This is a genomic window from Pseudomonas sp. CFBP 8772, assembly GCF_014841665.1.
In the GTDB taxonomy this organism is placed as follows: Bacteria; Pseudomonadota; Gammaproteobacteria; order Pseudomonadales; family Pseudomonadaceae; genus Aquipseudomonas; species Aquipseudomonas graminis_B.
The window spans coordinates 313,761-339,944 of the sequence record NZ_JACYUI010000001.1; the positions used below are offsets into that span (position 1 = coordinate 313,761).

The following is a 26,184-nucleotide window of genomic DNA, read 5'->3' on the forward strand; positions in this document are numbered from 1 at the left end:
ACGGCAGTGAGATGCGCGAACAGTAGCACGCGGCCGCTACAGCAGATGATGAAGAAAAACGGCGCGCAAGGGGTTACGCGCCGGTCGCCATTTGGCAGTTTAGGTGAATCTGTTAACCGGCCCGTCCAGTGGGAGGTTGACCGGTTGAAATCACTGAATCAGCGAACCAGACACGGCTGCTTGTTGTTGAATGTCCAGTTGGGCACCAGAAACTGCATCGCCACGCTGTCATCCCGCGCGCCGAGGCCCATGCCTTTGTACAGCTCGTGGGCCTTGGCCACCTGGTCCATGTCGATCTCGACCCCCAGCCCCGGCTTCTTCGGCACTTGAACGCTGCCGCCGATGATCTGCAGCGGCGCCTTGGTCAGGCGCTGGCCGTCCTGCCAGATCCAGTGGGTGTCGATGGCGGTGATGTTGCCCGGCGCAGCGGCGGCCGCGTGGGTGAACATCGCCAAGGAGATATCGAAGTGGTTGTTGGAGTGCGAGCCCCAGGTCAGGCCCCATTCGTTGCACATCTGCGCGACGCGCACCGAACCCTGCATGGTCCAGAAGTGCGGGTCGGCGAGCGGGATGTCCACCGATTGAAGCTGGATGGCATGACCCATTTCGCGCCAGTCGGTGGCGATCATGTTGGTGGCGGTACGCAGGCCGGTGGCGCGACGGAATTCAGCCATCACTTCGCGGCCCGAATAACCGTTCTCTGCGCCACAGGGGTCTTCGGCGTAGGCCAGCACCTTGTGCTGATCGCGGCACAGACGCACCGCTTCTTTCAGTGACCAGGCGCCGTTCGGGTCGAGGGTGATGCGCGCTTTCGGAAAACGTTCGGCCAGCGCCGTCACCGCTTCGATTTCCGCATCGCCGCTGAGCACGCCGCCCTTGAGCTTGAAGTCCTCGAAACCGTAGTGAGCATAAGCCGCCTCGGCCAGACGCACGACGGCTTCCGGGGTCAGGGCTTCTTGGTGGCGGACGCGAAACCACTCGTTGTCCGCGTCGGCTTCGGTGCGATAGGGCAGGTTGGTTTTCGTCTGGTCACCGACGTAGAACAGGTAACCGAGCATCTTTACTTCGTCACGCTGCTGGCCCTCGCCGAGCAGCGCCGCGACCGGCACCTCAAGGTGCTGACCGAGCAGATCCAGCACTGCAGCTTCAATGCCGGTGACCGCGTGGATGGTGATGCGCAGGTCGAAGGTCTGCAGGCCGCGACCGCCGGCATCGCGCTCGGCGAAGGTGCGGCGCACGTCGTTGAGGATCTTCTGGTAGTTGCCGATGCTGCTGCCGACCACCAGGGATCGGGCATCTTCGAGGGTCTGGCGGATTTTCTCGCCGCCAGGGATTTCACCCACGCCGGTGTGGCCGGCGTTGTCCTTGAGGATGACAATGTTGCGGGTGAAATACGGACCGTGGGCGCCGCTGAGGTTGAGCAGCATGTCGTCGTGGCCGGCCACCGGAATGACCTGCATGTCGGTGATGACGGGGGTGCTGCCGGAATGCTGTGTGTTCATGTCTAAATCCTTGTGAGTACCCAGCGCGGCGGGGGCGCTGTCTTTACGGTCTTCATTGCTCAGAGCTCAGGGCCCAAGCGCTTGGCTCAAGTGTGGCTGGGTGTGACGTCGACCTTGGCCACCGGCACCGCGCCGGGCTTGGGCGTCGTGCGCACGGTGAACACCAGAATGGCGGCGATGATCGAGGTGACGGTCAGGCCATACAGGCCGCCCTGGATCGAACCGGTCTGCTGTTCGAGGATGCCGAAGGTGGTCGGCGCAACGAAGCCGCCGAGGTTGCCCACCGAGTTGATCAACGCGATGACGCCGGCGGCGATCCGTGCATCCAGATAGCCCTGGGGGATCGGCCAGAACAGCGACGATGCCGATTTGAAGCCCATCGCGGCGAAGCAGATGGCGACGAAGGCGAACACCGGACCGCCCGTGGTCGACATGAACATCCCGGCCGCCGCGATCAACAGGGCAACGGCGACCCACGCCTGCTGGTGTTTCCACTTGGCCGACAGCGAGGCAAAACCGTACATGCAGACGATGGCGATGAACCACGGGATCGAGTTGAACAGACCGACCTGGAAGTCGGTGAGATCGCCCATCTTCTTGATGATGCTCGGCAGCCAGAACGTCGCCGCGTAGATCGTCAGCTGGATGAAGAAGTACATCAGGCAGAACAGGATGATCTGCGGGTCCTTGAGCAGTTTGCCGATGGACAGCTTGACCGGGTTGGCCGCTTCGCGAGCTTTCTGCTCGGCGTCGATGGTGTTGACCAGCGCGTCTTTCTCGGCCTCGGTGAGCCATTTCGCGTCGTGGGGTTTGGAGTCAAGCCAGAACCAGACGAAGAAGCACAGGCCGACGGAGAACATGCCTTCGATGAAGTACATCCACTGCCAGCCGTGGAAGCCCAGCGCGTCGATCTGCAGCAGCAGGCCGGAGAGCGGGCCGGAGATCACCGACGCAAAGGCCGAGCCGCTGAGGAAGATGGCGATGGCCTTGCCACGCTCGACGCCGGGCAACCAGCGCGTGAAGTAGTAGATCACGCCCGGGAAGAACCCGGCTTCGGCCACGCCCAGCAAGAAGCGCAGGATGTAGAAGTGGGTTTCGGTCTGGATGAACGCCATGCACGCGGCGACGATGCCCCAGGTCAGCATGATGCGGGTCAGCCAGATGCGCGCGCCGACTTTCTGCAGGAGGATGTTGGAGGGGACTTCAAACATCGCATACGCGATGAAGAACAGGCCGGCACCGAAGCCGTAGGCGGCCGCGCCGATACCCAGGTCATGTTCCATGTGACTACGCACGAAGCCGATGTTAACCCGGTCGATGTAGTTGACGATAAACATGATGACGAACAGCGGCAGGATGTGTCGTTTGACTTTCGAGACCGCCGATTGCAGGACGGAATCGGTGGCGTCAGCCGCCCGTGATGAGGATGTGTTCACTCTGGTAACTCCCACTGATTATTTTTATGCGGGTAATTAAGCAAGTTGTCTGTGACAAGGTGTGTATGCCCTGTTGCCAGTCATCATACAAGTAATGATTGCCTTGGCAACCGTATTTGCGGGGCTTGCGGGAAGTATTTCGTCGGGCTATTCTCGCTTGTCTGACAAGTTGGATGAGTGGGTATGGGGTGCTGAGTGGCTGTGTTTCCAAGGGCCCCGGTCGTTTCGCCCTGGGTTTCCAGCGAGTGGTTTGACACGAGTGACGAGCCTGGGCTGTCAGGAAAATACAAGTGGACGGCAGGCGTTGGCAGCCGTCGTTATTTCAATACTTATAGGACGACCTTTTTTGAACAGCACCGGACCCTTTCCACCCAAGCGACGCCAACACAGCCTGGCAACGGACCTGGTCACCGACCTGAGTCAGCGGATTTTGATGGGCACCATTGCGCCCGGCGCGAAGCTGCCGTCCGAGAGCGAGATTGTCCGCGAGCACGGCGTAAGCCGCACGGTGGTGCGTGAGGCGATTTCCAAATTGCAGGCGTCCGGGCTGGTCGAGACCCATCAGGGCAAAGGCACCTACGTGCTGGCGCGTTCGGAGCAGAGCGGGCTGCACCTGAAGGTGGAGACGGCGTTCAGCGTGCGGCACATCATCGAGCTGCGCATGGGCCTGGAAACCCAGGCCGTCGCCCTGGCCGCGCAACGCCGGAGTCAGGCCCAGCTGACGGCGATGCGCGCCGCGCTGGATGATTATCAGGACCTGCTGGCCAAGGAAGACAGCTGCGTCGAAGCGGACCGGCGCTTTCATCTGCTGATCGCCGAAGCGACTGGCAATCCTTATTTCGTGGAGATCCTGCAAAACCTCGGCATCGCCGTCATCCCGCGCAGCCGCATTGCCACCAGCGAACGGGCCGGCGCGAGCCTCACCCACAGTGCGTATCTGGCCAACCTCGAACACGAAGCCATCCTCGCCGCCATCCGCCGCCAGGACCCCGACGCCGCCCGCGCCGCGATGTGGACGCACCTGAGCAACAGCCGAGAACGGCTGGCGCCGGTTGAGTGAAGGTCTTTATCGCTCGAAATATGTGGCGCTCACACCGGCCTTTTCCCGGCTGAAGCCGGTCCCACTATGTGAACGCGGTCGTCCTGTAGGACTGGCTTTAGCCGGGAAAGCGTCGGGCGTCACACCGCAAAATTCGTGGCGCCCACACTGGCCTCTTCCCGGCTGAAGCCGGTCCCACTGTTTGAACGCGGTCATCCTGTAGGACTGGCTTTAGCCGGGAAAGCGTCGGGCGTCACACCGCAAAATTCGTGGCGCTCACACCGGCCTCTTCCCGGCTGAAGCCGGTCCCACTGTTTGAACGCGGTCAAACAGTGGGACTGGCTTTAGCCGGGAAAGCGTCGGGCGTCACACCGCGAAATTCGTGGCGCCCACACTGGCCTCTTCCCGGCTGAAGCCGGTCCCACTATGTGAACGCGGTCGTCCTGTAGGACTGGCTTTAGCCGGGAATGCGTCGGACGTCACACCGCAAAATTCGTGGCGCTCACACCGGCCTTTTCCCGGCTGAAGCCGGTCCCACTGTTTGAACGCGGTCATCCTGTAGGACTGGCTTTAGCCGGGAAAGCGTCGGGCGTCACACCGCAAAATTCGTGGCGCTCACACCGGCCTCTTCCCGGCTGAAGCCGGTCCCACTGTTTGAACGCGGTCAAACAGTGGGACTGGCTTTAGCCGGGAAAGCGTCGGGCGTCACACCGCGAAATTCGTGGCGCCCACACTGGCCTCTTCCCGGCTGAAGCCGGTCCCACTATGTGAACGCGGTCGTCCTGTAGGACTGGCTTTAGCCGGGAATGCGTCGGACGTCACACCGCAAAATTCGTGGCGCTCACACCGGCCTTTTCCCGGCTGAAGCCGGTCCCACTGTTTGAACGCGGTCATCCTGTAGGACTGGCTTTAGCCGGGAAAGCGTCGGGCGTCACACCGCAAAATTCGTGGCGCTCACACCGGCCTCTTCCCGGCTAAAGCCGGTCCTACTATGTGAACGCGGTCATCCTGTGGGACTGGCTTTAGCCGGGAAAGCGTCGGGCGTCACACCGCAAAATTCGTGGCGCTCACACCGGCCTTTTCCCGGCTGAAGCCGGTCCCACTATGTGAACGCGGTCATCCTGTAGGACTGGCTTTAGCCGGGAAAGCGTCGGGCGTCACACCGCAAAATTCGTGGCGCTCACACCGGCCTCTTCCCGGCTAAAGCCGGTCCTACTATGTGAACGCGGTCATCCTGTGGGACTGGCTTTAGCCGGGAAAGCGTCGGGCGTCACACCGCAAAATTCGTGGCGCTCACACCGGCCTTTTCCCGGCTGAAGCCGGTCCCACTATGTGAACGCGGTCATCCTGTAGGACTGGCTTTAGCCGGGAAAGCGTCGGGCGTCACACCGCAAAATTCGTGGCGCTCACACCGGCCTCTTCCCGGCTAAAGCCGGTCCTACTATGTGAACGCGGTCATCCTGTGGGACTGGCTTTAGCCGGGAAAGCGTCGGGCGTCACACCGCAAAATTCGTGGCGCTCACACCGGCCTTTTCCCGGCTGAAGCCGGTCCCACTATGTGAACGCGGTCATCCTGTAGGACTGGCTTTAGCCGGGAAAGCGTCGGGCGTCACACCGCAAAATTCGTGGCGCTCACACCGGCCTCTTCCCGGCTAAAGCCGGTCCTACTATGTGAACGCGGTCATCCTGTGGGACTGGCTTTAGCCGGGAAAGCGTCGGGCGTCACACCGCAAAATTCGTGGCGCTCACACCGGCCTTTTCCCGGCTGAAGCCGGTCCCACTATGTGAACGCGGTCGTCCTGTAGGACTGGCTTTAGCCGGGAAAGCGTCGGGCGTCACACCGCAAAATTCGTGGCGCCCACACTGGCCTCTTCCCGGCTGAAGCCGGTCCTACGAAGCGTGCGCGGTTCTACTATGGGTACGCCAGCACCTCCATCATTACCCCCGACTGCCACTCGAAATACGGATTGAACGTCAGCCGCGCGAAGACCTTGCCTGGCTCTCGATAGCCCCAATCGGAATACCACACCGGCTCGCCATTCAGGCATTTTTGCATGTCGGCGGATGACTGGCCGTTCCAGCAGATCCGCTGAGTGCCATTTACCCCATACAGCGGATTTGCGGGGGAAAACATCAGCCCCATGTGCGAGAACCGGGCGATGCGGTATTCGGGCAGGAAGTCGTTGCGGACCACTACCTTCGGGTTTTTCTGCCCCGGTGCCGGTTCGTTGCCATACCAGATCAGCCGGCTGAGCGGATGGGTGAAGCGCGCGTTGAAGGTGTCCAGCACGTAACCGGTATCCAGCACCGAATCGTGCTCGGTGATGGCGACGAAGACCGGCTTGTCGTAGGCCGCTTTGTCGAGGTGCTTCTGCGCCAGCAGCGCGCTGCGGTAGAACTGGGCGAAACCGTTGGTGGGCACGTTCAGGTAGCGGACCGGCGTCTGCATCGGACGCACGCCATCATCCGGTTTTGCCAGCCAGGGCCTAAACCAGCCGATGTATTGGGTGACCCACGCGTAGGTGTTCGCCGGTTTGAACGCCGGAGAGAACAGCACCAGGCCGGCGATATTCGAGTGCTCGTAGGCGTAATCCAGCACCAGATTCGCCCCGGTCGAAAACCCGCCGAGATACACCGTCGGCACCTCCCGCTCAAGAAGCTGCGTCTGCTCGCGCACCACTTGCTGCCACTGCTTGAGCGTCACCTCCAGCATGTCCGCCGGCTTGCTGCCATGCCCCGGCAGCAAAACCGTGCGCACCAGAAACCCCTGCGCGGCGAGCGCTTCGCCGACGTCATTGAACGACCAGGGGGAGTCGCCGAGGCCATGGACCAACAGAATCCCCCGAGTGGCTGGCGCTTCTGGCCGCCATTCCCGAGGCGCATTCCATTCGATCTCGGCCGGGTGATCGGTCGTCTGAAAGGTGCGGTTCTCCTGCATCCAGTCAATGGTCTGCTGGCGATACTCGGCAAAACTCGCCTGCCCCAAAGGCGGCTCGCTGGAGGCGCAGGCCTGAAGGGTCATGGCGCAGAGGAGGAGGGTGACACGGTGCAGCTTTTTGATGGCAGTTCTCAACATAAATAGGCATTACTCGATAGGGCCATAAAGGTACGGTCGCACTCTGCCACGGCCTCTCGCTGTTGGATATCGATGCACTCAGGACTGGCGCGAGAAGTCTTGGAAAAATTCAGGCAGACTCCCACCACCCACAAAAACAAGACCTGATGTGTATGAACCCTCATTCCCTTTGCTGTGCAGCCACCCCTCATGTTCGCCCTTGACCACGCCCTCGCCCAGGACATCGTCGACCGGGCGATGGCGATTTTGCCGTGCAACGTCAATGTCATGGATTACCTGGGCATCATCATTGGCAGCGGCGAGGCGGAGCGGTTGTACACCCGGCATGAGGGGGCGCAACTGGTCCTCGCCAACAGACGCGTGGTGGAGATCGATTCGCACACGGCGCGGCAGCTCGACGGCGTGCGCCCGGGGGTGAATCTGCCGTTGATGCTGGATCAGAAACTGATCGGCGTGCTCGGTATCACCGGCGAGCCGGATGAGGTGCGGGTCTACGCGGAGCTGGTGAAGATGACCGCCGAGATGCTCATGGAGCATCGACGCCAGCAGACTGATCAGCAGTGGCGGCATCAGCGCAGTGAAGACTTGCTGTCGCGGTTGTTGCTCGGCGACAGCGCTGCCCACTTGATCGCCGAAGCTGAACAGTTGGGTCTGCAGCCGCAGTTGCCGCGCCAGGCCGTGTTGCTCGAACTGCCTGAAGACGCCACCTATGCCGCTGCGATGAGTGCGTGGCTGTCGGGGCGCTACGCCAACAGCTGGTGCCTGCCGTGCGAGCCGGGGTTAATTTACTGGTGCCGTGCGCTGGGCAAAGACCGCGACGACGCCTTGCTGCTGGAGCTGTTCGATGAGCAGGCCTGGCCCGTGCAGCGCATGGCGACCGTCGAGCCATCGTCAGACTTGCCCTCCCTGCGCGCCGCCTGCACCGCCGCCCGCGACCTGCTCGAATACGCACGCCACCTGCGGCCGGCCGTCAAACTCCTGCGTCTGGCCAGCCATCGCGTCGCGCTGCTGTTTTGGCGCAACCGCCATGACTGGTTGGCCGAAGGCATCGCCGAGCCGATCCAGCGCCTACTCGACAACCCGCAATTGCTCGACACCTTGCGCGCCTGGTTCGATTACAGCGGCGAAAGCCAGGCCTGCGCCGACGCGCTGGGCATCCATCGCAACAGCCTGCGTTACCGGCTTGAGAAAATCACCGAACTGACCGGTTGTGATCCCTACCGGACCGAAGATCTCTTGCGCCTGTACCTCGGCGCGCAGATGGTGGCCAGGTGAGGGACTTTTGGGGGGCGGGGACAGATTGATTTACGGTGAAGCGCTGTAAATAAATCAGTCCCCTAAGCTGGCAAGTCCCCTAAGCTGGCAGGCGCGCAGATGGTCGTCAGGTAAGAGGCTTTCGCGGCTTTGTTCGTATGAACAACCGAGAGAGCCACCTGTTGTGCAAGCGTAAGGCGGTAAAGTCGCCCCACGGTGCGAAGATCGGCCCTCAGACAAGGAGAACAATATGAAAATCGTCATCGCCCCGGACTCTTTCAAAGACAGCCTCAGCGCCCAGAGTGTCGCCCAAGCCATTGCCCGCGGGCTGAGGGATGTCTGGCCAGACGCAGAACTGGTCGAGTGCCCGATGGCCGATGGCGGGGAGGGCACCATCGAAGCGGTCTTGGCGGCGTGCGACGGTGAATGGATGAGCAATCAGGTCAGCGGACCGCTGACTCAATCGGTGCAGGCACAGTGGGGGTGGCTGGCCGAAACGCGCACGGCGATCATCGAAATGGCCATGGCCAGCGGTTTGCAACTGCTGAGCCTGGACCAGCGCGACGCAACCACCACCAGCACATTCGGCACCGGCGAGCTGATCAAGGCCGCGCTGGACGCAGGCGCCGAGCGGGTGATTCTGGCCATCGGCGGCAGCGCGACCAATGATGCCGGCACTGGCATGCTCTCGGCGCTGGGCGTGCGCTTCCTTGATCACGACGACCAGCCCCTACCGGCCGGTGGTCTGGCCCTGGTGCGACTGGCGCGAATCGACCTGACCGGGCTCGACCCGCGCTTGAACAGCGTGCAGTTCGAAGTCGCCGCCGACGTCAACAATCCCCTCTGCGGCATGCAAGGCGCCTCGCACATATTCGGCCCGCAGAAGGGCGCGTCGCCCGAACAGGTGCTGGCGCTGGACGCAGCGCTGGGGCATTTCGCCGAGCACTCGGCTCAGGCGCTGGGCCGCGACGAGAGCGAATATCCGGGAAGCGGCGCAGCAGGCGGCATGGGCTTCGCGGCCAAGGCCTATCTGAATGCATCGTTCCGTCCCGGTGTGGAGGTGGTGGCCGACCTGACCGGGCTGGCCGAGGCGCTGGAGGGTGCAGACCTGGTGATCACTGGCGAAGGCCGTTTCGACGCCCAGACCTTGCGCGGCAAAACGCCGTTCGGCGTCGCCCGGATAGCGCAGCGCAACAACGTGCCGGTCATTGTGCTGGCCGGGACACTGGGCGAGGGCTACGCCGACCTCTATGCCCACGGCATCAGCGCCGCGTTCGCGGTGACGAGCGGGCCGATGACGCTGGAATTCGCCTGCGCCAACGCGGCGACGTTGCTCCACGACCGCGCGCGGGATATCGCCCGGGTGTGGGCCCTCGCTGCCCGTTGACGCTGGCCTGATCGGTCCCGTCGATCAGGCGGTTTTCAGGTGCATCAGCGGAATCGGTTTGCGCATCAACGTGCCCACCAGCACCGCCGCGAACAGCGCGATCAGACCTGCCACCCACAGCACCGAGCCGAAGCCCGAGACGAAGGCATCCCGGGCCAGCGGCTCAATCATGCCCCGCGCGCCGGCATCCATGGTTTGCAGCGCGGCGTGCATGTCGCCGGCCACCACCCGTGACGCGATGTACTCGGCCTGATCGAGAAGACGGGGCGCGACAGTCGCCAGTCTGTCTTTCAGCGAACCGAGGGTGTGGCTGGCGAGCAGCGCGCCGTAGACGCCGATCGCCAGCATGATCGCGCTGAAACGCATGGTCGTGCTCATCCCCGACGCCATGCCGGTGCGTTCCCGTGGCACGCAGGCCATGATGTTTTTCTGCGTGTCGCCATTGAGCAAGCCCGCGCCCGCACCGGTCACCGCCATCGCCGCCGCGAACGCCGGGTAGCCGCCAATCCCTGTGGCCCAGGCGCACAGCAGGTTGCCGATGCCGACGAGGGTCAGGCCCAGCGCCATCATGGCGGCCGGCGACAGGTGCCGTGACAGCGTCGGCCCGAAGCGCGGCAGCAGCAACATGGTGATCGCGAAGGGCAGCATGCCCAGGCCCGAGCCGATGGCGCTGAAGCCCAGGCCGTTTTGCAGGTAAAACGGCAGCAACGTCATCATCACCTGGGCGCAGCCGGCGTAGGCGAACATCCCGAGCAGGGCGCCGATGAAGCGCGGGTAGTTGAACAGCTGCAAATCGACCATCGGCCGCCGTTGCAGGCGCTCGGCGATGACGAACAGCACGAGGAGCACGGCCCCCGCTGCCAGACGCATGGACGTGAGCGGGTGGTCCCAGCCGATTCGGTTGGCTTCGATCAGGCCCCAGATCAAGCTCAGCAGGCTGGCGCTGAAAAACAGGCTGCCCCACGGGTCGAGACGCGCCGACTGCTCGTTGCGCGACTCCTCGATGTGACGCAACACCATCAGCAGCAAGCCCAACCCCACCGGCAGGTTCAGGTAGAAAATCCAGCGCCAGCCAATCAGGTCGGCGATCAGCCCGCCCACCGTGGGCGCTGCGGTCATGGCCACGCCCATGCAGGCGCCCCAGAACGCCCAGGCTTTGGCGCGCTCGGCTTCATCGTGGAAAACGTGGCCGATGGTCGCCAGCGCCGAGGTCAGCAGAAGCGCCGCGCCGACGCCCTTGATCGCCCGGGCGATGTCGAGGAACAGAATGTCCGGCGCCGCGCCGCAGCCCAGCGAGGCCAGAATGAACAGCACCAGCCCGGTGACCAGCATGCGCTTGCGGCCAAAGCGATCGGCCAGACTGCCCGCCGGCAGCAGCAGCGCGGCGAAGGCCAGCATGTAGGCGCTGACGACCCACTCGATGTCGGCGAACCCGGCATTCAGGTCCCGCGCGATGCTCGGCAGGGTCACGGCGACAATATTGGTGTCGAGCACGATCAGCGCGCACACGCCGGAGGCCGTGAGCAGGGTCATGCGGGGGCTGGGTCGAGACATGGGCGGGCGCTCCGAAAGCTGTTAGGTGCGGACTAACGCGGGTGGTGAAGAAGTGGGGCGGGGTGGTGCTTCGCCGCAACAGAGTAAGCGGATATGCCCTATGCTCTGTTACCCGCGCCTCGCGTTTTCATTACCTGCCAGGTAACGCTCCATGGAAATCCGCCATTTTCGCTACTTTCTGGCGGTCGCCCGCCATCGGCATTTCACCCGCGCGGCCGAGCAGTTGGGCATCGCGCCGCCGACGCTGACGCGTCAGATTCAGGACTTGGAAAATGCCTTGGGCACCCGACTGTTTCTGCGGGAACAGCGGGAGGTGAGGCTGACGGAGGCCGGGCGCGCGCTGCAGATCGAGGCGGAGCTTGCGGTGCGGCAGTTTGAGACCGCGCAGTACAACGTCCAGCGCGCCGGCCGTGGCGAGGCCGGCAGGATCGAGTTGGGCTACGTCGCCTCAGCGGTGTTTTCCGGGGTGTTGCAGCAACACGTCAGTCAGTTTCGGCAGCGCTATGGTGGGGTTGAATTCAGTATCAACGAGCACCTGATGCCGACGCTGCCGCGGCTGATCGAGGAGGGGCGGCTGGACGTGGGTTTTATCCGTTCTCCCATGCAGCTGCCGGATGCCTTGAGCGCCGTGGAGTTGCTGACGGAGGGTTTCGCCCTGGCGCTGCCGGACAGTTCGTGGCTGGGCAAGTTGAAGGTCATCACTGCGGTGAATCTGCAGAACGAGACGTTCATTCTCCCCGAGCAGATTTCCGGCACGCTGGAGATGGCGGCCCACGGCGGTTTTGCGCCGACGCTGGGTCCGCAGCCGGGAGGGCTGGTGTCGGTGATTGCGTTGGTGAGTCTGGGGCAGGGGGTGGCGGTGGTGCCGGAGTCGGTGGTTGATCATATTCGTTTGCCGAATGTGGTGTATCGGCGGATTGAGGATTGTCAGCCGAGCTCGTCGTTGTCGCTGATCCACCGACGCCACGAGAAGGCGCCGGCAGTGATGAGGTTTATTGAGTACGTCAAGGGCGTATGAAGATCAAAAGCGTCTGCCTGGGGGCAGACAGTTTCGCCTTTGGCGAGTTACTTGATAAAGCCCCAAGTAACCAAGGGCTTGTGCTCCTGGTTGGGCCCCTCCTGCGTCGGGGTTCCTTCACTCCGGTCTCGCTCCGTGGGCCCGCGCCGAACGGACATCCATGTCCTGACGGCGCTCTCGCCGCATCCCTGCGGCTCGGCCCACTGCGCGAGACCTGCGTTCAGCCTGCACCCAAGTCGCGATTGGCGGTGTTTGAGCCTTTTGTGTATGAAGATCAAGATCAAAGGCGCGTTTAAGCAGATCAATAGCTTCCCGGCTGAAGCCGGTCCTACGGGAGCGTGCGGTCTGTGGTGGGACCGGCTTTAGCCGGGAAAGGGACGGTCGCTCTGATCGTTCCCACGCTCCGAGTGGTAACGCCCCTCCGGACGCTCCGCGTCCCGCAGACAACGCGCATTCAGGACGGGGGAGGTGACGCGGAGCGTCACGGGATGCATTCCCACGCGGAGCGTAGGCACGATCAAGCGAGCCCTATTGACTGCACGCGTCGTAGGACCGGCTTCAGCCGGGAAGCTGTTGATCTGCTTTTGATCTTGATCTTCAAACACATGATGCCCAGACGACACCAATCGCGACTTTGGTGCAGGCCGAACGCAGACGACGCGCAGTGGGCCGAGCGGCATGGATGCCGCGAGAGCGCCGTCAGGACATGGATGTCCGTTCGGCGCGGGCCCACGGAGCGTCGTCGGAGTGAGGGAACCCGACGAAGTCGGGCCCAACCGAGAGCAGGCACTTTTGGTTACTTTTAGTGCTTTTTAAAAGTAACTCGCCGAAGGCGAAACAGTCTGCCCCCAGGCAGACGCCCTTGATCTTGATCTTGATCTAATGAGGCTACGCCTAAGCTTTCGCAGCCTCAGGCACCCGCCCATACACATCGGTAAACCGCACGATATCGTCTTCCCCCAGATACTCCCCGCTCTGCACCTCGATCATCACCAGATCAATCACCCCCGGATTGACCAAACGATGGGTGTGGCCGGGCTGAATGAACGTCGACTCATTGGTGTCGAGCATGAACTCCTTCTCGCCATTCGTAACACGCGCCATGCCACTGACCACAATCCAGTGCTCGCTGCGGTGGTGATGCATCTGCAGCGACAAAGACGCCTGCGGTTTCACCACGATGCGCTTGATCTTGAAGCGCTTGCCCTCCTCAAGCACCGTATAAGTCCCCCACGGCCGGGTAACGGTGTTGTGCAACAGATACGCCGGATGACCCTGACGCTTGAGCTCCTGAGCGATGATCTTGACCTCCTGACTGCGATCGGCGTCGGCGATCAACAAAGCATCCGGCGTGTCGATGATGATCAGATTGTCCAGACCCACCGCACCCACCAGGCGTTTTTTCGAGTCGATGTAGCAGTTGGTCACGTCGTGCAGCACCACCTGGCCGTTGCACTGGTTGCCGTTTTCATCCGCCGGGGCCAGCTCGCGAATGGCGCGCCACGAACCGATATCGCTCCAGCCCATCTCGCAGGGCACCACCGCAACCTTCTGCGAACGCTCCATCAACGCGTAATCGATGGAAATGTCCGGTGCCTGGGCGAAGGTCGTGCTGTCCAGTTCGATCTGCAGCTCGTTGCGGCCCTCCTTGGTGTTGCACTGCGACAGGCAATGGCGCACGGCGGCCAGCACTTCCGGCGCGTGAGTGTCCATTTCGTTCAGCAGCACATCGACGCGCATGCAGAACATCCCGGCGTTCCACAAATGCAGACCGCCTGCGAGATAGTCCTGGGCGGTGACGGCGTCGGGTTTCTCGACGAAGCGCGCGACCTGGTAGGCCTCGCCACCGAGGGCCTGGCCTTTCTCGATGTAACCAAAACCGGTCTCTGCGCGGGAGGGAATCAGCCCGAACGTCACCAGCCAGCCTTCGTCGGCCAGTTTGCGTGCGCTTTGCACGGCCGTCTCGAAGGCGGCGACGTCACTGATGAGCTGGTCAGCCGGCAGGATCAGCAACTGCGCGTCGTCGCCGTAGCGCGCCTGAACGTGCAGCGCCGCCGCAGCGATGGCAGGGGCAGTGTTGCGGCCGAACGGCTCGAGCAGAAACTCGAGCGCCAATTGGTGCTTGTTCAGCAGCCGATAGTCATCGACAGTGCGGAAATACACATCCCGATTGGTGACGGTGAGAACGCTTCCAACGCCGTCCAGCTGGCTGGCGCGGTTGAACGTCTTCTGCAGCAGGCTTTCGCCGTCCGGCAGGCGTATGAAGGGTTTGGGCATCGCCTCCCGTGAAACAGGCCACAGCCGGGTGCCGGCGCCGCCAGCAATAATGCAGGGAATCAGTTGCATGTCGTTTCTCGCCTTTTCGATCCGTGAATCAATGACTCGGCGGCATGCCAGGCCAATCGGTAAAAAGTCAATTTACTGACTTTTAATTCAGGATCGGTCAAATTAGCCAATTATTTGTCGATTAAGCGCTTTCCTCCGATGCATTTCAAGGGTCTGTAACGCAGAATTAACGCCTCTCGTCCCTTATTTGCGGGGCACTGACCGTAAGGGCTGTGGCAGTGGCAGCATCGGGGCGCAGGGCAGAGGAGGAGCAGCCTTGTCTAAGTCCCTGCCGCGCAAGGCTTTTTGCCATCACTGGGCTCTCGACCTGCCATTTCACGGCTGTCCGGAGGTATTTAAAACGTCTCTCATCCGGGACACTGGCTCAAAAGATTTTTCCCCCACGGGCTTTTTTTGCAGCGGGCGCGGTCAACACATCACGCATCAATTCGTACAGGTAGAAGGAAGGGATATGACAGCGCGCAGGGCATTACTGATTCTTCACGGCAAGCAGGCGCTCAACGAGGATGTCCGCGAGGCGGTGGAGCGCAAGCGCAAACATGGCTGGGAACTGGACGTGCGCGTGACCTGGGAAGCGGGGGATGCCCAGCGCCTGGTACGTGAGGGGCTGGAGGCCGGTCATCGGCACATCATCGCCGGTGGCGGCGATGGCACGCTGCGGGACGTGGCGGAGGCGCTGGCGCTGTCTGAAGTCGACGCCAGCCTGGTGATCATGCCGCTGGGCACCGCCAACGACTTCGCCCGTTCGGCGGGCGTGCCGCTGGAACCCGATCAGGCCCTCGACCTGCTGGACGTACCGGCGCGCCCGGTCGACATGGGGGCCGTGGGCGGGCAAATGTTCCTCAACATGGCCACCGGCGGGTTTGGCAGCCATGTCACCGCCAACACCTCCGAAGACCTGAAAAAGATCCTCGGCGGTGCGGCCTATCTGTTCACCGGCCTCACACGCTTCAGTGAGTTGAAAGCCGCCTACGGCGAATTCAACGGCCCGGACTTTCACTGGAAGGGCGAGATGCTGGCGCTGGGGATCGGCAACGGTCGTCAGGCGGGCGGTGGCCATCCGTTGTGCCCGGAAGCCCTGGCCGATGACGGGCTGCTGGACATCAGCATTCTGCCAGCGCCCCAGGAGGTGGTGAGCACCCTGAAGAGCCTGCTCGAAGGCGGTCTGGGCCTCGACAACATGTTCGTTCGGGCGCGGCTGCCGTGGGTGGAGCTCAAGTCGGCGCAGGGGCTGAATATCAACCTCGACGGCGAACCCCTGAGCGGCGAAGCAAACCGTTTCGAGGCGCGAGCGGGTGCGTTGCGCGTTCACCTGCCGTCGCATTCGCCGCTGCTGGGGCAGACGCGACAGCTGGCCTGAGCCTTGGAATGTCGGATGAGCCGCGCCCGCGTGCTCATCCGGCGCCGTCAGTCATCCAGGCTGATGATTCGCTCCCTCACACAGAACAGCACCAGCCCGGGCACGTCATAGATGTGCAGCCGCTTCATGATTTGCGCGCGATGGGTTTCCACCGTTTTGACGCTCAGGCCGAGGCCGGCAGCGATCTCGCGGGTGGAGGTACCCCGCACGACCAGCCGCAGGATTTCCAGCTGCCGCGCGGTGAGGTTGTGGTTCTCGGCGGGTTCGGCAGGCGCGATTTGGCTGCTGACCAGCGCCTGGCTGATGACCGTGTGAGCGATGGCCGGGCTCAGGTAGCGTTCGCCATCGCGCAGGGCGTTCAGCGCGTGCTCGATCTCGCTGGCGGTCGCATCCTTGAGAAGATAGCCGTGGGCGCCGCTGGCCAGCGCGCCCATGATCAGGCACGGCTCGGTGTGCATCGACAGAATCAGCACCCTGCTGTGCGGAAGCGTCCGGCGCAGGCGTTGCAGGGCCTCCAGACCGTCGCTGTCGCCCATGGAGATGTCGAGCAAAATGATGTCGGGTTTCAGCTGCAGGCTCATTTCCAGCAACTGATGGCCGTCGCTGGCCTCACCAATGACTGCGTAACCCGGAATGTCTGACACCAGCGCGCGAACACCGGCGCGGATCAGCGCGTGATCATCCACCAGCAGTACGTTGCAGACCCTCACGGCTTGCTGCCATTGGCGCGTCCGCGAACACGCGGCGCCCACGGAAACAACGCCTGAATGGAGGTGCCTTGTCCGGGCTCGCTTGCGACGCTCAATTCACCGCCCAACAGGCTCGCGCGCTCCGCCATGCCGGCCATACCGCGCTGTCCCTGTCCAGCGGGGCTCAGCGCCGGGGCGAACCCGAGGCCATCATCGCGAATGCTCACCGACAACCCTTCCGGACGACGCTGCAGTTGCACGCGCAGGTTTTTTGCCTGGGCGTGGCGCAGCATGTTGGTGACGGCCTCCTGGGTAATCCGGAAGGCCGCCACGGCGATTTCTTCGGGAATACCGTCCAGGCGCTGCTGGCATTCCAGGCTCCACTGCACGGACGTGGCCGACAGCGTGCGCAGCAAATGCGCGCGCAGGCTGGCTTCCAGTCCCAGGCTGGTCAACTGGCGGGGGTTGAGGATGGCGGACACGTCGCGAACCTTCGCCAGGGTTTCATCGAGGGTGTTGATGAGCGTTGTGCACTGCGCGTGCAATGCCTGCGGAGCGCGGCGCTGAAGCCAGTCACTCTGCATTTTTGCCGCCGTGAGCATCTGGCCGATGTCATCGTGCAGCTCGCGGCTCAGACGATGCCGCTCGGTTTCCTGAACCTGCAGCATGTGCTCGGCCAGTTCCCTGGGCTGAAACTGAATGGTCCGGTTCGGGCGGGTCAGGCTGTAGCAGAGGCCGGCAAACGCCAGCCCGTTGATAAGCGCCAACCCCAGCGGCAGCGCGCCGCTCGCCAGATACGCGACCACATTGCAGCCCGTGGTCGCCAGGCCGAGCAAGGCTGCCCAGCGAATCATGCTGCCGGGGTTCATCCGATGAACGCCACGTAATTTCCTGCTGCCATGCATAGCGAATGAAGCCATCGATAATGGATGTCTACACCTGACGGATCTGTCAGGCCATTTGAACGAGCACTGCGAACAACCCAATGCTGAACTTCCTGTGTAGGGGTATAGCGCGTCCAGACGACTGTTCGAATGGACCGAAAAAGTGCTGCTTCAAGCGTCCCTTCGAGCGCGCCGATAGTACCTTAATTGTCGGTTTTATTGAGGGCTGAGGTTGAGCACTGATTGACACCCATCACAACGCCGAGGGTCCGTTCAGCCAGCCTTTCAAGTGCGGGACGGGCGTGCGATGGGTGCTATCAGCAGCAATTCATGGCGCTTCACGGTGATCGGCACGCTCGGGTGCGAGCCCGTCGTACTTCCCGCCACTGACCGTCCAGCCCGGGTTAACGGCGACGTTGAGCGCCCGCGTGCCGGCCCCGCACTGGCAGGCGAATGCGTCCAGCAAATCGCGCTGCTCGCAGTCGTCAAGCGCCAGCGATCCAGTCTGGGGGTCGATGAGCTCAAGCTGCCAGGCCATCAGCTCGAAGCAGCATTTTAGCGTGTGCAATGCCTTTGGCTGCAATTGCCCGGCAGCGTGGGCGAAGTAAAGGAGATAACGCAACTGGCGGGCGAAACCACAGACGGTTTCAACACCATGGGTGTCTGCCTCGCCGGCAATGTGTTGCAGTGTGGTGAGCAGGCATTCCATCGCGTCACGATCATCGCTGATCAATTCCAGATGGCTGAGGCATTCATCGGCGCGGCACATGAGTGTCTGGGTATCGCTGAGAAACTCTGCATGCAACTGCTGCCATTCATTGCCGTTCAGCATGTGCAATCTCCACTCTTCTCAAATGGCGACGTCAGGTCGCGTGGGGCGAGTGGTCCAAAGTTAATGTTGAAGGCACTGGAAAGTCTGTAGGGCGTTTCTGATTGTTGCGAATGGTCGGGCAGGGCGGGGTAATCGGCATGAGCGCGTCGGACGATCATCTGCCCAAAGGGCTCGCGAGGACGGTCCGTTGCAAGGCGGCCGGCCACTGAGGGGGATACTTCCGCGAGCGCAACCGCATGCCTGACTCCATTCATTTACGAGAAGGGCGTCACAGTAATGGCTATTGGGAAGGCCGAATATCGGGTTCGCCCCGATTGCCCTTAAGGGTTACCCCTACTCGCGGTGTCGCTCTGCAGCAGGTCGTCATCGGGCCGCGCGTCTGAAAGCCACGCCGTTCGCCGGTCTGCCAGCGCTCGGGTCTGTCGACGGGTCTTTTGTGATGTTAATGTGACATCAATTGCGCGATGCGCATTCTATTCCGATTAAGGTCTGTCATGGGGCTGCCGATAAAGGGTAGGCGGACTTACTTGAACCCTGCTCCAGGAGCAACAGATGGCTGGCATTCTCGACACAGTAGACCAACGTACACAGCTGGTAGGTGAGAACCGCCTGGAAATCCTCATGTTCCGCCTGGCTGGCCGGCAGTTGTTCGCGATCAACGTATTCAAGGTTCAGGAAGTCCTGCAACTGCCCAAGCTGACGCTGATGCCCCAGCGTCATCCGTTCGTGTGCGGCGTGGTCAACCTGCGCGGCCAGACCCTGCCGGTCATCGACCTGTCCCAGGCCATCGGCATGCGCCCGTTGGTGCCGGGCCCTTCGAGCACGATCATCGTGACCGAATACAACCGCTCGGTTCAGGCCTTTCTGGTGGGCGGCGTCGACCGCATCGTCAACATGAACTGGGAGGCGATCCTGCCACCACCGACCAGCGCCGGGCGTCAGCACTACCTGACCGCCATCAGCAAGGTCGATGACCAGTTGGTGGAGATCATCGACGTGGAGAAAGTCCTCGCCGAGATCGTGCCGTACAGCGCCAAGGTCTCCCGCGACAAGCTGGAAGATCCGGTCCTCACCCGCGCCATTGGCCGCGAAGTGCTGCTGGTGGACGACTCCAACGTGGCGCTCTCGCAGTTGCGTGACACTTTGGGTCAGCTCGGCGTGAAAATGCACGTCGCCCGTGACGGGTTGAAAGCCCTGAACATGCTCAAGGGCTGGGCGGACACCGGCGAAGTGATGACCGACAAGCTGCTTATGGTGTTTACCGACGCCGAGATGCCGGAAATGGACGGCTACCGCCTGACCACGGAAATCCGCAACGACCCCCGCCTGCGCGGCCTCTATGTGGTGCTGCATACCTCGCTGTCCGGCAGCTTCAACGAGTCCATGGTCAAGAAGGTCGGCTGCGATAACTTCCTCTCCAAATTCCAGCCGGACAAGCTGGTCGATGTGGTCCGCGAGCGGCTCATGCTCGACAACTGATCCGGTTCTGTTTCAAGCCCCTTGCTGTATGGAGGGGCTTTTTTGCATCTGTACCGCTTGGTTTTCCGGCGTCTCGTATAGAGTGGTGGCTTTCCGCTCTGGCATAAGGACGCGTACATGTTTCACCTCAGCGCACTGTATCGGTACCCCCTCAAATCCTGCATGGCCGAGCCGTTGCAGCAGGCCAGTTTCGATGAGTTGGGCATGAGTGGTGATCGCCGCTGGATGCTGGTGGATGAGGCCACCGGGCGCTTTTACAGCCAGCGTGTGCTGCCGCAGATGTCGCAGCTGTCGGTGCTGTGGCAGGGCGATGGCGTGACGTTGTCGGCCCCCGGTCTGGGCAGTCTGGATGTGCCGGTGCCAGCCGATGAAGAGGCCAATCTGCGCGGCATCACGATCTGGCGCGATAGTTTTCGTGTGCCGGACGCGGGCGAAGACGCGGCGCGTTGGGTCAGTGCCCTGGTGGGCAAGCCGACACGGCTGGTGCATGTGCCGAAGGCCCGCGCTCGCGGGTTGCCTTCCGGTTACGGGGCGATCGAAGACAAGGTCGGGTTTGCTGACGGTTTCCCGCTGTTGTTGATCGGCCAGTCCTCGCTGGATGATTTATCGCAGAAGGTCGGCCGCGCGCTGGAGATGCTGCGGTTTCGCCCGAATCTGATTGTCACTGGCTCCGAGGCGTTTGCAGAGGATGGCTGGAAGCGGATTCGAATTGGCGGCGTTGAATTGCGGGTGTTAAAGCCCTGCTCGCGCTGCATTCTGACGACGATAGATCCGGCAACCGGCGAACGTAGCGCCGACCGCGAACCGATGACGACGCTGAAGACGTATCGGGAGCGGGAGGGTCAGATCTGGTTTGGGCAGAACCTGGTGAGTAATGGACCGGGGCAGGTCGAGGTGGGGATGGAGGTTGAGGTGCTGGAGTAGTTGAGCGCTTGCTCTTACGCTTTCCCGGATAAAGCCGGTCCTACAAAATGCACTCGATTCGCACTGTAGGACCGGCTTTAGCCGGGAAGAGGCCGGCAGTCACGCCGCGAATCTCCGCCGTGCAGCCCGATGTCTTCCCGGCTAAAGCCGGTCCTACGACCGCGCGGCCTTACAAATCATCAAAGAACCGCTCATGCCAGTCCACCAGCGGCTGCGGCGAGTTGAGCTTCTGGCCGTAGATCACCGCGTAAGACAGCACGTTCTGCACGTACTGACGGGTCTCGTCGAACGGAATGCTCTCGACCCAGACGTCGAAGGCCAGGTGGTTGGCGCCCCTCAACCACTGACGGACACGTCCCGGCCCCGCGTTATACGCCGCCGAAGCCAGCACCCGGTTGCCGTTGAACTGCGCATGGACCTGGCTCAGGTACGCGGCGCCGAGCTGGATGTTCTTGTCCGGATCGAGCACCTGCGCCGGCGAGGCCAGCGGAATGCTGAATTTGCGTGCGGTCTCTTTGGCGGTCGCAGGCATCAGTTGCATCAAGCCTGCGGCACCGACGCCGGAGCGGGCGTCATCCATGAACGCGCTTTCCTGTCGCGTGATCGCAAATACCCAGCTTGAATGCAGCCCGCGAACCTGCGCTTCACGCACCAGGGTGTCGCGGTGGGCCATCGGGAAGCGAATGTCGAGGTCGTCCCAGTACTGCGCCTGGCTGATGGTGCGAATCGCCGGGAAGTACCAGTGCATGTCGTACGCCAGTTTGGCCTGGGCAACCATTTCGTCACGGCTGAAGCGACGGGTAACGTGGTACCACTCGCGGCGACCGTCGACGATCTGCCCGCGATCGTAGAACTCCAGCGCGCGGCGCACACCTGGGGTGTTGCGCACCTTGGTCATCAGCGCCTGACTCATCGCCAACGGCTTGTTATTAAGCATGTAGGGCGTCTGGGTGCGGTCGGCGGCGAGGAAACCGTAGAAATCGCGCTCCTTTGCGACCGCCTTGTACAGCCCCGGCAGCAGTGGGCTGTTGGGCTGGGCCAGCTCCAGGGAGCGGGCCTGCCAGTAACGCCAGCGGTTGGTGGTCGCCAGGTCCTGGGGCAGGCGACGGGTCAGCTCGTATGCATCGCTCCAGCGGCCCAGCCGCAGCAACAGGCGCAGGCGCCATTCGGTGACGGTGTTGTCGCGCAGGTCCGGGTCGTACTTGGTCATGACCTCAAGGGCGCGGCCGTCATAACTGCGGGCCAGGGTCAGGCCGATTTCCTTGGCGATCTGCACCTGTTCTTCATGGGAGAAATGCAGCACCGGCGCGTAACTGTCGAGCAGTTCCATGGCCCGCTGCGGGTCCTGCTTGGCCAGCCGGCGCAGGCCCAGACCCACCACATCGGACATGGCCTCGTCGGCCGGCATGAACTGGCCCTGGTTGTTGACCATTTCCGGCTTCTGCGCCACGGCGATCAGCAAACGGCCCTGGGGGGCGAGGGTCGTCATGCTGTTGACCAGTTGATTGGCCAGCGCGTAGTTGCGCCCCTGGGCGGCGAGCTTGGCGCGCTGCCAGCGTTTCTGCTCGGTCAGCTGACCTTCGACCGCCCACTGGGTGAAAAACGTATCGCAGGCCGCCGGCAGCGTCTTCCCCGTCATCCAGGTCTTCTCGGCGTTGGCATAGCCTTCCGAGCGCTGGTTATGGCTGAGCTGATAGGAGCCGTACAGGCAGTCGAGTTCGACGAAATTCAGCTTGGGGTCGTAATACTTGACGAAGGGCTGCCAATCGCCGCGTGACGCCAGCAGTCGCAGCCAGCGCAGCTTCATGTAGTTGGCTTGAGGCAGGTCGCCATGCTCGGCGAAGAATTTTTCGACTTCCTCGTCGCTCGCGCTGTTCAGGCGTGCGGTGAGTTCGTCGTAGGCCAGATACGGCTCGAGGGGGTAATCCGCCAGCGCGGCGGCATAGGTGCGATAAGGGCCGCTGTCGCCCTTGGCCAAAGCGCGTTTGGCTTCATCGTAATACTGACGCTGGGTGGTGAGATCGACCGCTTGGACGGACTGGGCAGCGGTGGCCGACAGAAGCAGGCAGGACAAAAGGCTGAAGAAACGACTGCGCATGAGACTTCCGTTCAGATGCATCGTGAAAAGTGCGGCTAGCTTAGCCTGTTGCCCGCGCGGGTTGAAGCGCTGCCTCGCCCGTCGTGATGGATGGAAACAAACCCGGCCTACAATCGGCCGGCCACCGGGTCCGGACGACGTCCTGTCATCGATTAGCCGCCCCTCTGCCGGGTTATCTCAGGTAGAATGCGCGCCCGGTTTTTGGAGAAGCTCATGACCCTGCTCAAATTCAGCGATGTGTCCCTTGCGTTCGGCGCCATGCCGTTGTTGGACAAGGTGTCCTGGCAGATCGCCCGTGGTGAGCGGGTCTGCATCATTGGCCGCAACGGCACGGGCAAGTCCAGCATGTTGAAGCTCGTCAAAGGCATGCAGATGCCCGACGACGGCAATGTCTGGCGCGCCCCCGGCCTGAAGATCGGCGAGCTCCCCCAGGAGTTGCCGGTCGCTGACGGCCGTACCGTGTTTGACGTGGTGGCCGAAGGCCTGGACGGCGTGGGCGAGCTGCTCGCTCAGTACCACCACCTGAGCCAGAACATCGTCACTGCCGAAGACCTCGACAAGCTGATGCACGTGCAGTCGGACCTCGAAGCCCGTGACGGCTGGCGCCTGCAGCAGTTGGTGGACAGCACCCTCAGCCGTCTGCAACTGCCGGCCGACAAGACCCTCGCCGAACTGTCCGGCGGCTGGCGTCGTCGCGTGTTGCTGGCCCAGGCGCTGGTCTCCGAGCCTGATCTGCTCATGCTCGACGAACCGACAAACCACCTCGACATCGGCGCGATTGCCTGGCTCGAAGAAGCCTTGAAGGAATTCCAGGGCGCGGTGTTGTTCATCACCCACGACCGGTCCTTCCTGCAGAACCTCGCGACCCGCATTCTGGAGCTCGACCGTGGCGGCCTGATCGACTGGGATGGCGACTACGCCAGCTTCCTGGTGCACAAGGAAGCCATGCTCGCGGCGGAAGAAACCGCCAACGCGCTGTTCGACAAGCGTCTGGCCCAGGAAGAAGTGTGGATTCGTCAGGGCATCAAGGCCCGTCGTACCCGTAACGAAGGCCGCGTACGCGCCCTGAAGGCATTGCGCGTCGAGCGCAGCGACCGCCGCGAACGCACCGGCAAGGCCAACATTCAGCTCGACACGGCAGACAAATCCGGCAAGCAGGTGATGGTGCTCGACAACGTCAGCTTCGCTCACCCGGGCGGCCCGATGCTGATCAAGGACTTCTCCATGGTCCTGCAGCGCGAAGACCGCATCGGTCTGCTCGGCGCCAACGGCACCGGCAAGACGACGCTGCTCAAGCTGATGCTCGACAACCTCCAGCCCACCAGTGGCAAGGTGGAAGTCGGCACCCGTCTGGACGTCGCCTACTTCGACCAGTTGCGTCACCAGCTCGATCTGGAAAAGACCGTGATCGATAACGTCGCCGAAGGGCGCGACTTCATCGACATCGACGGCCAGAGCCGTCACGTCCTCAGCTACCTGGGCGATTTCCTGTTCAGCCCGCAGCGGGCGCGGACGCCAGTCAAGGCATTGTCGGGCGGTGAGCGGGCGCGTCTGCTGCTTGCCAAACTGTTCAGCAAGCCGGCCAACTTGCTGGTCCTCGACGAACCGACCAACGACCTGGACGTCGAGACCCTCGAGCTCCTTGAAGAAGTGCTGCTGACCTTCAAGGGCACCGTGCTGATGGTCAGCCACGACCGGGCATTTCTCGATAACGTCGTCACCAGCACCCTGGTGTTCGAAGGCGAGGGCAAGGTCCGCGAGTTCGTTGGCGGCTATCAGGACTGGATTCGTCAGGGCGGCTCGCCGCGTCTGCTGGGCGTCACCGACAGCAAGTCCGGCAAGTCCGAGCTGGCCACTGCCGTGGTTCAGGCGGCTCCCGTCGCGGCGGCCGAAATGCCCGTCGCGAAAAAGAAGCTCAGCTATAAGCTGCAACGCGAGCTGGAAGCGCTGCCCGCGCAGATCGACGCTGTTGAAGCGCAAATGGCTGCGCTTACTGCCGAGATGGCCGAGGCCGGTTTCTATCAGCGTCCTTCAGAGCAAACCACTGCCGTGATGGCGCAGCTGGAAAGCCTCCAAGGCGAACTGGACGGGCTGCTTGAGCGTTGGGCCGAGCTGGACGAGTGATCGGTCACCTGCGGCCATAAAAAAGCCCGGTCCTTTTTCAAGGGCCGGGCTTTTGTTTGCGGGCCTGAATCAGTCGACGCGCTTGACCAGTCGCACAGCCAGTACGTCGCACGGTGCGCCGTGCAGCACGTCGTTGGCGGTGGAACCGAGCAGCAGCGACAGACCGTGTCGGCCATGGCTGCCTACAACGATCAGGTCGACCTGGTGCTCCTTCGCCAGGTTGTGGATTTCCTGACGCGGCTGGCCATAGGTGAGATGGCTGTCGCCGGTTTTGACGTCAGGGTATTTGCGTTTCAGCGCTTCCAGCTTTTCCTTGGCCTGATCGAACTGCTGTTGTTGCAGCTGCGACAGGTCCATGGGGACATCGCCACCGAAGGCCATGGCCATGGGTTCGACGATGTGCACCAGCGAAAGCTTCGAGCCGCCGGCCAATGCCAGCGCCATGGCTTTTTTGATCACCGGATCGCACTCTTCAGTGAGGTCCACGGCTACCAGAATATGTACATAGGACATGGGGTTTTCCTTCTGAGGTTTGCGATGGTTTTGATTATGGCTCTTTTCACGCGCCTCTGGCACGCCGATGTGGTCCGCCCGCCGCTTGCCGCCGCGGGGGGCGTACAAATATGACGGTGTGGATCGTTCTGTCAATCATCGCGGTGGTTTTAAGTCCGATGGTCTGGCTGCGCCCGTCGCGCTCCCAGAGCGGCAGAATGGCCATGCGCATGCAGGCGCGTCGAATGGGGCTGGCCATGCAGTTGATCCCCCAGGAGTGGCCGCACTGGTTGCCGAACGAGCCGCCGAGCCCGTGCCCGCAGTATCACCGGCCTCGTACCGCACGTGCGCCCGATGTCTGGGTGTACTGGCAGATGGATCCGGGCGTGTGGCTTAACCAGTGGCGCGAGCCGTGTAAAGATCCGCGGCTGCTTGAGCAGTTCAAGACGCTGCCGGCAGACGTCTACAAGGTGGAAGCGGGCAAGCAGCTGATTGCCCTGTACTGGGCCGAGCGTGGCGAACCCGAAGTGTTGCAGCACATTGCAGCGGTGCTGAAGGCCCTGGCGTAATTCGCCCCGATGCCCGAATCGCGGGCATTAAAAAGCCCGATAACAACATCGGGCCGGGGTTGGCCAGGCAGGCCGTAATTCCTGTGCGGTGCGGTGCAATGCCGCTACCGGGGTCACATGT

At 62.5% G+C, this 26,184-nt stretch carries 19 protein-coding genes; 9 read left to right on the forward strand and 10 right to left on the reverse strand.

Going from position 1 to position 26,184, the window contains the following annotated elements:
- Positions 1-158: 158 nt before the first annotated feature.
- Positions 159-1,502: a glucarate dehydratase gene (gene gudD / locus IFT99_RS01355; protein ID WP_192130162.1), complete on the reverse strand. Its 1,344-nt coding sequence runs from the start codon at positions 1,500-1,502 to the stop codon at positions 159-161.
- Between the two features lie 86 nt (positions 1,503-1,588).
- Positions 1,589-2,938 carry an MFS transporter gene (locus IFT99_RS01360; protein ID WP_192130163.1) on the reverse strand — a complete coding sequence of 450 codons (1,350 nt, stop codon included), beginning with the start codon at positions 2,936-2,938 and terminating at the stop codon, positions 1,589-1,591.
- A gap of 346 nt (positions 2,939-3,284) precedes the next feature.
- Here IFT99_RS01360 and IFT99_RS01365 point away from each other — a divergent pair, with 346 nt between their 5' ends.
- Positions 3,285-3,998 (forward strand): FadR/GntR family transcriptional regulator, encoded by a 714-nt coding sequence (locus IFT99_RS01365; RefSeq protein WP_192130164.1) that lies wholly within the window; start codon positions 3,285-3,287, stop codon positions 3,996-3,998.
- Positions 3,999-5,889: 1,891 nt separating this feature from the next.
- Here IFT99_RS01365 and IFT99_RS01370 read toward each other — a convergent pair.
- Positions 5,890-7,053 carry an alpha/beta fold hydrolase gene (locus IFT99_RS01370; RefSeq protein WP_192130165.1) on the reverse strand — a complete coding sequence of 388 codons (1,164 nt, stop codon included), beginning with the start codon at positions 7,051-7,053 and terminating at the stop codon, positions 5,890-5,892.
- Between the two features lie 189 nt (positions 7,054-7,242).
- Here IFT99_RS01370 and IFT99_RS01375 point away from each other — a divergent pair, with 189 nt between their 5' ends.
- On the forward strand, positions 7,243-8,328 hold the full coding sequence (locus IFT99_RS01375; protein WP_192130166.1) for a CdaR family transcriptional regulator: 1,086 nt from the start codon (positions 7,243-7,245) through the stop codon (positions 8,326-8,328).
- A gap of 229 nt (positions 8,329-8,557) precedes the next feature.
- Positions 8,558-9,694, forward strand: coding sequence for a glycerate kinase (locus IFT99_RS01380; RefSeq protein WP_192130167.1), 1,137 nt, complete (start codon positions 8,558-8,560; stop codon positions 9,692-9,694).
- A 24-nt stretch (positions 9,695-9,718) separates the two neighbouring features.
- Here the strand turns inward: IFT99_RS01380 and IFT99_RS01385 are convergent, their stop codons facing one another.
- A complete protein-coding gene (locus IFT99_RS01385; RefSeq protein ID WP_192130168.1) occupies positions 9,719-11,248 on the reverse strand; it encodes an MFS transporter in 1,530 nt (509 codons plus the stop codon).
- Between the two features lie 151 nt (positions 11,249-11,399).
- Between IFT99_RS01385 and IFT99_RS01390 the strand changes: the two genes are divergently transcribed.
- On the forward strand, positions 11,400-12,266 hold the full coding sequence (locus IFT99_RS01390) for a LysR family transcriptional regulator (RefSeq protein ID WP_192130169.1): 867 nt from the start codon (positions 11,400-11,402) through the stop codon (positions 12,264-12,266).
- 894 nt (positions 12,267-13,160) lie between these two features.
- Here IFT99_RS01390 and IFT99_RS01395 read toward each other — a convergent pair.
- Positions 13,161-14,612 carry a mannose-1-phosphate guanylyltransferase/mannose-6-phosphate isomerase gene (locus IFT99_RS01395; RefSeq protein ID WP_192130170.1) on the reverse strand — a complete coding sequence of 484 codons (1,452 nt, stop codon included), beginning with the start codon at positions 14,610-14,612 and terminating at the stop codon, positions 13,161-13,163.
- Between the two features lie 451 nt (positions 14,613-15,063).
- On the opposite strand from IFT99_RS01395, the gene yegS reads away from it, so the two are divergent.
- Positions 15,064-15,972 (forward strand): lipid kinase YegS, encoded by a 909-nt coding sequence (gene yegS, locus IFT99_RS01400; protein ID WP_192130171.1) that lies wholly within the window; start codon positions 15,064-15,066, stop codon positions 15,970-15,972.
- Positions 15,973-16,019: 47 nt separating this feature from the next.
- On the opposite strand, the gene IFT99_RS01405 is transcribed toward yegS, so the two are convergent.
- The 3 genes from IFT99_RS01405 to IFT99_RS01415 all read right to left on the reverse strand — a co-directional run bounded on the left by IFT99_RS01405 (position 16,020) and on the right by IFT99_RS01415 (position 18,377).
- Positions 16,020-16,682, reverse strand: a complete 663-nt coding sequence (locus IFT99_RS01405) for a response regulator (RefSeq protein WP_192130172.1) — start codon at positions 16,680-16,682, stop codon at positions 16,020-16,022.
- Entirely contained in the window at positions 16,679-17,530 is an 852-nt protein-coding gene (locus IFT99_RS01410) for a sensor histidine kinase (RefSeq protein WP_244656856.1), read from the reverse strand. The genes IFT99_RS01405 and IFT99_RS01410 overlap by 4 nt, the downstream gene beginning before the upstream one ends.
- Positions 17,531-17,873: 343 nt before the next feature.
- Complete coding sequence (locus IFT99_RS01415; RefSeq protein WP_192130174.1) at positions 17,874-18,377, reverse strand: hypothetical protein; 504 nt, start codon at positions 18,375-18,377, stop codon at positions 17,874-17,876.
- A gap of 552 nt (positions 18,378-18,929) precedes the next feature.
- On the opposite strand from IFT99_RS01415, the gene IFT99_RS01420 reads away from it, so the two are divergent.
- Together IFT99_RS01420 and IFT99_RS01425 are read left to right on the forward strand one after the other, a co-directional pair.
- Entirely contained in the window at positions 18,930-19,856 is a 927-nt protein-coding gene (locus tag IFT99_RS01420) for a chemotaxis protein CheV (RefSeq protein ID WP_065988584.1), read from the forward strand.
- A 117-nt stretch (positions 19,857-19,973) separates the two neighbouring features.
- Complete coding sequence (locus IFT99_RS01425; RefSeq protein WP_192130175.1) at positions 19,974-20,780, forward strand: MOSC domain-containing protein; 807 nt, start codon at positions 19,974-19,976, stop codon at positions 20,778-20,780.
- A 169-nt stretch (positions 20,781-20,949) separates the two neighbouring features.
- Here IFT99_RS01425 and IFT99_RS01430 read toward each other — a convergent pair whose 3' ends face one another.
- On the reverse strand, positions 20,950-22,878 hold the full coding sequence (locus IFT99_RS01430) for a transglycosylase SLT domain-containing protein (protein WP_192130176.1): 1,929 nt from the start codon (positions 22,876-22,878) through the stop codon (positions 20,950-20,952).
- Positions 22,879-23,091: 213 nt separating this feature from the next.
- Here IFT99_RS01430 and IFT99_RS01435 point away from each other — a divergent pair, with 213 nt between their 5' ends.
- Positions 23,092-25,002: an ATP-binding cassette domain-containing protein gene (locus tag IFT99_RS01435; protein WP_192130177.1), complete on the forward strand. Its 1,911-nt coding sequence runs from the start codon at positions 23,092-23,094 to the stop codon at positions 25,000-25,002.
- Positions 25,003-25,071: 69 nt separating this feature from the next.
- Here the strand turns inward: IFT99_RS01435 and IFT99_RS01440 are convergent, their stop codons facing one another.
- Positions 25,072-25,515: a universal stress protein gene (locus IFT99_RS01440; protein ID WP_192130178.1), complete on the reverse strand. Its 444-nt coding sequence runs from the start codon at positions 25,513-25,515 to the stop codon at positions 25,072-25,074.
- A gap of 110 nt (positions 25,516-25,625) precedes the next feature.
- Here IFT99_RS01440 and IFT99_RS01445 point away from each other — a divergent pair, with 110 nt between their 5' ends.
- Entirely contained in the window at positions 25,626-26,063 is a 438-nt protein-coding gene (locus tag IFT99_RS01445) for a hypothetical protein (protein ID WP_192130179.1), read from the forward strand.
- The last annotated feature ends 121 nt before the right edge of the window (positions 26,064-26,184 follow it).

Excerpts from the sequence above, each read along its gene's own strand:
- gudD (WP_192130162.1), bottom strand. The coding sequence starts at position 1,502 with ATGAACACACAGCATTCCGGCAGCACCCCCGTCATCACCGACATGCAG.
- IFT99_RS01370 (WP_192130165.1), bottom strand. The coding sequence starts at position 7,053 with ATGTTGAGAACTGCCATCAAAAAGCTGCACCGTGTCACCCTCCTCCTC.
- IFT99_RS01375 (WP_192130166.1), top strand. The coding sequence starts at position 7,243 with ATGTTCGCCCTTGACCACGCCCTCGCCCAGGACATCGTCGACCGGGCG.
- IFT99_RS01380 (WP_192130167.1), top strand. The coding sequence starts at position 8,558 with ATGAAAATCGTCATCGCCCCGGACTCTTTCAAAGACAGCCTCAGCGCC.
- IFT99_RS01385 (WP_192130168.1), bottom strand. The coding sequence starts at position 11,248 with ATGTCTCGACCCAGCCCCCGCATGACCCTGCTCACGGCCTCCGGCGTG.
- IFT99_RS01390 (WP_192130169.1), top strand. The coding sequence starts at position 11,400 with ATGGAAATCCGCCATTTTCGCTACTTTCTGGCGGTCGCCCGCCATCGG.
- IFT99_RS01395 (WP_192130170.1), bottom strand. The coding sequence starts at position 14,612 with ATGCAACTGATTCCCTGCATTATTGCTGGCGGCGCCGGCACCCGGCTG.
- yegS (WP_192130171.1), top strand. The coding sequence starts at position 15,064 with ATGACAGCGCGCAGGGCATTACTGATTCTTCACGGCAAGCAGGCGCTC.
- IFT99_RS01410 (WP_244656856.1), bottom strand. The coding sequence starts at position 17,530 with ATGAACCCCGGCAGCATGATTCGCTGGGCAGCCTTGCTCGGCCTGGCG.
- IFT99_RS01415 (WP_192130174.1), bottom strand. The coding sequence starts at position 18,377 with ATGCTGAACGGCAATGAATGGCAGCAGTTGCATGCAGAGTTTCTCAGC.
- IFT99_RS01420 (WP_065988584.1), top strand. The coding sequence starts at position 18,930 with ATGGCTGGCATTCTCGACACAGTAGACCAACGTACACAGCTGGTAGGT.
- IFT99_RS01425 (WP_192130175.1), top strand. The coding sequence starts at position 19,974 with ATGTTTCACCTCAGCGCACTGTATCGGTACCCCCTCAAATCCTGCATG.
- IFT99_RS01430 (WP_192130176.1), bottom strand. The coding sequence starts at position 22,878 with ATGCGCAGTCGTTTCTTCAGCCTTTTGTCCTGCCTGCTTCTGTCGGCC.
- IFT99_RS01435 (WP_192130177.1), top strand. The coding sequence starts at position 23,092 with ATGACCCTGCTCAAATTCAGCGATGTGTCCCTTGCGTTCGGCGCCATG.
- IFT99_RS01440 (WP_192130178.1), bottom strand. The coding sequence starts at position 25,515 with ATGTCCTATGTACATATTCTGGTAGCCGTGGACCTCACTGAAGAGTGC.
- IFT99_RS01445 (WP_192130179.1), top strand. The coding sequence starts at position 25,626 with ATGACGGTGTGGATCGTTCTGTCAATCATCGCGGTGGTTTTAAGTCCG.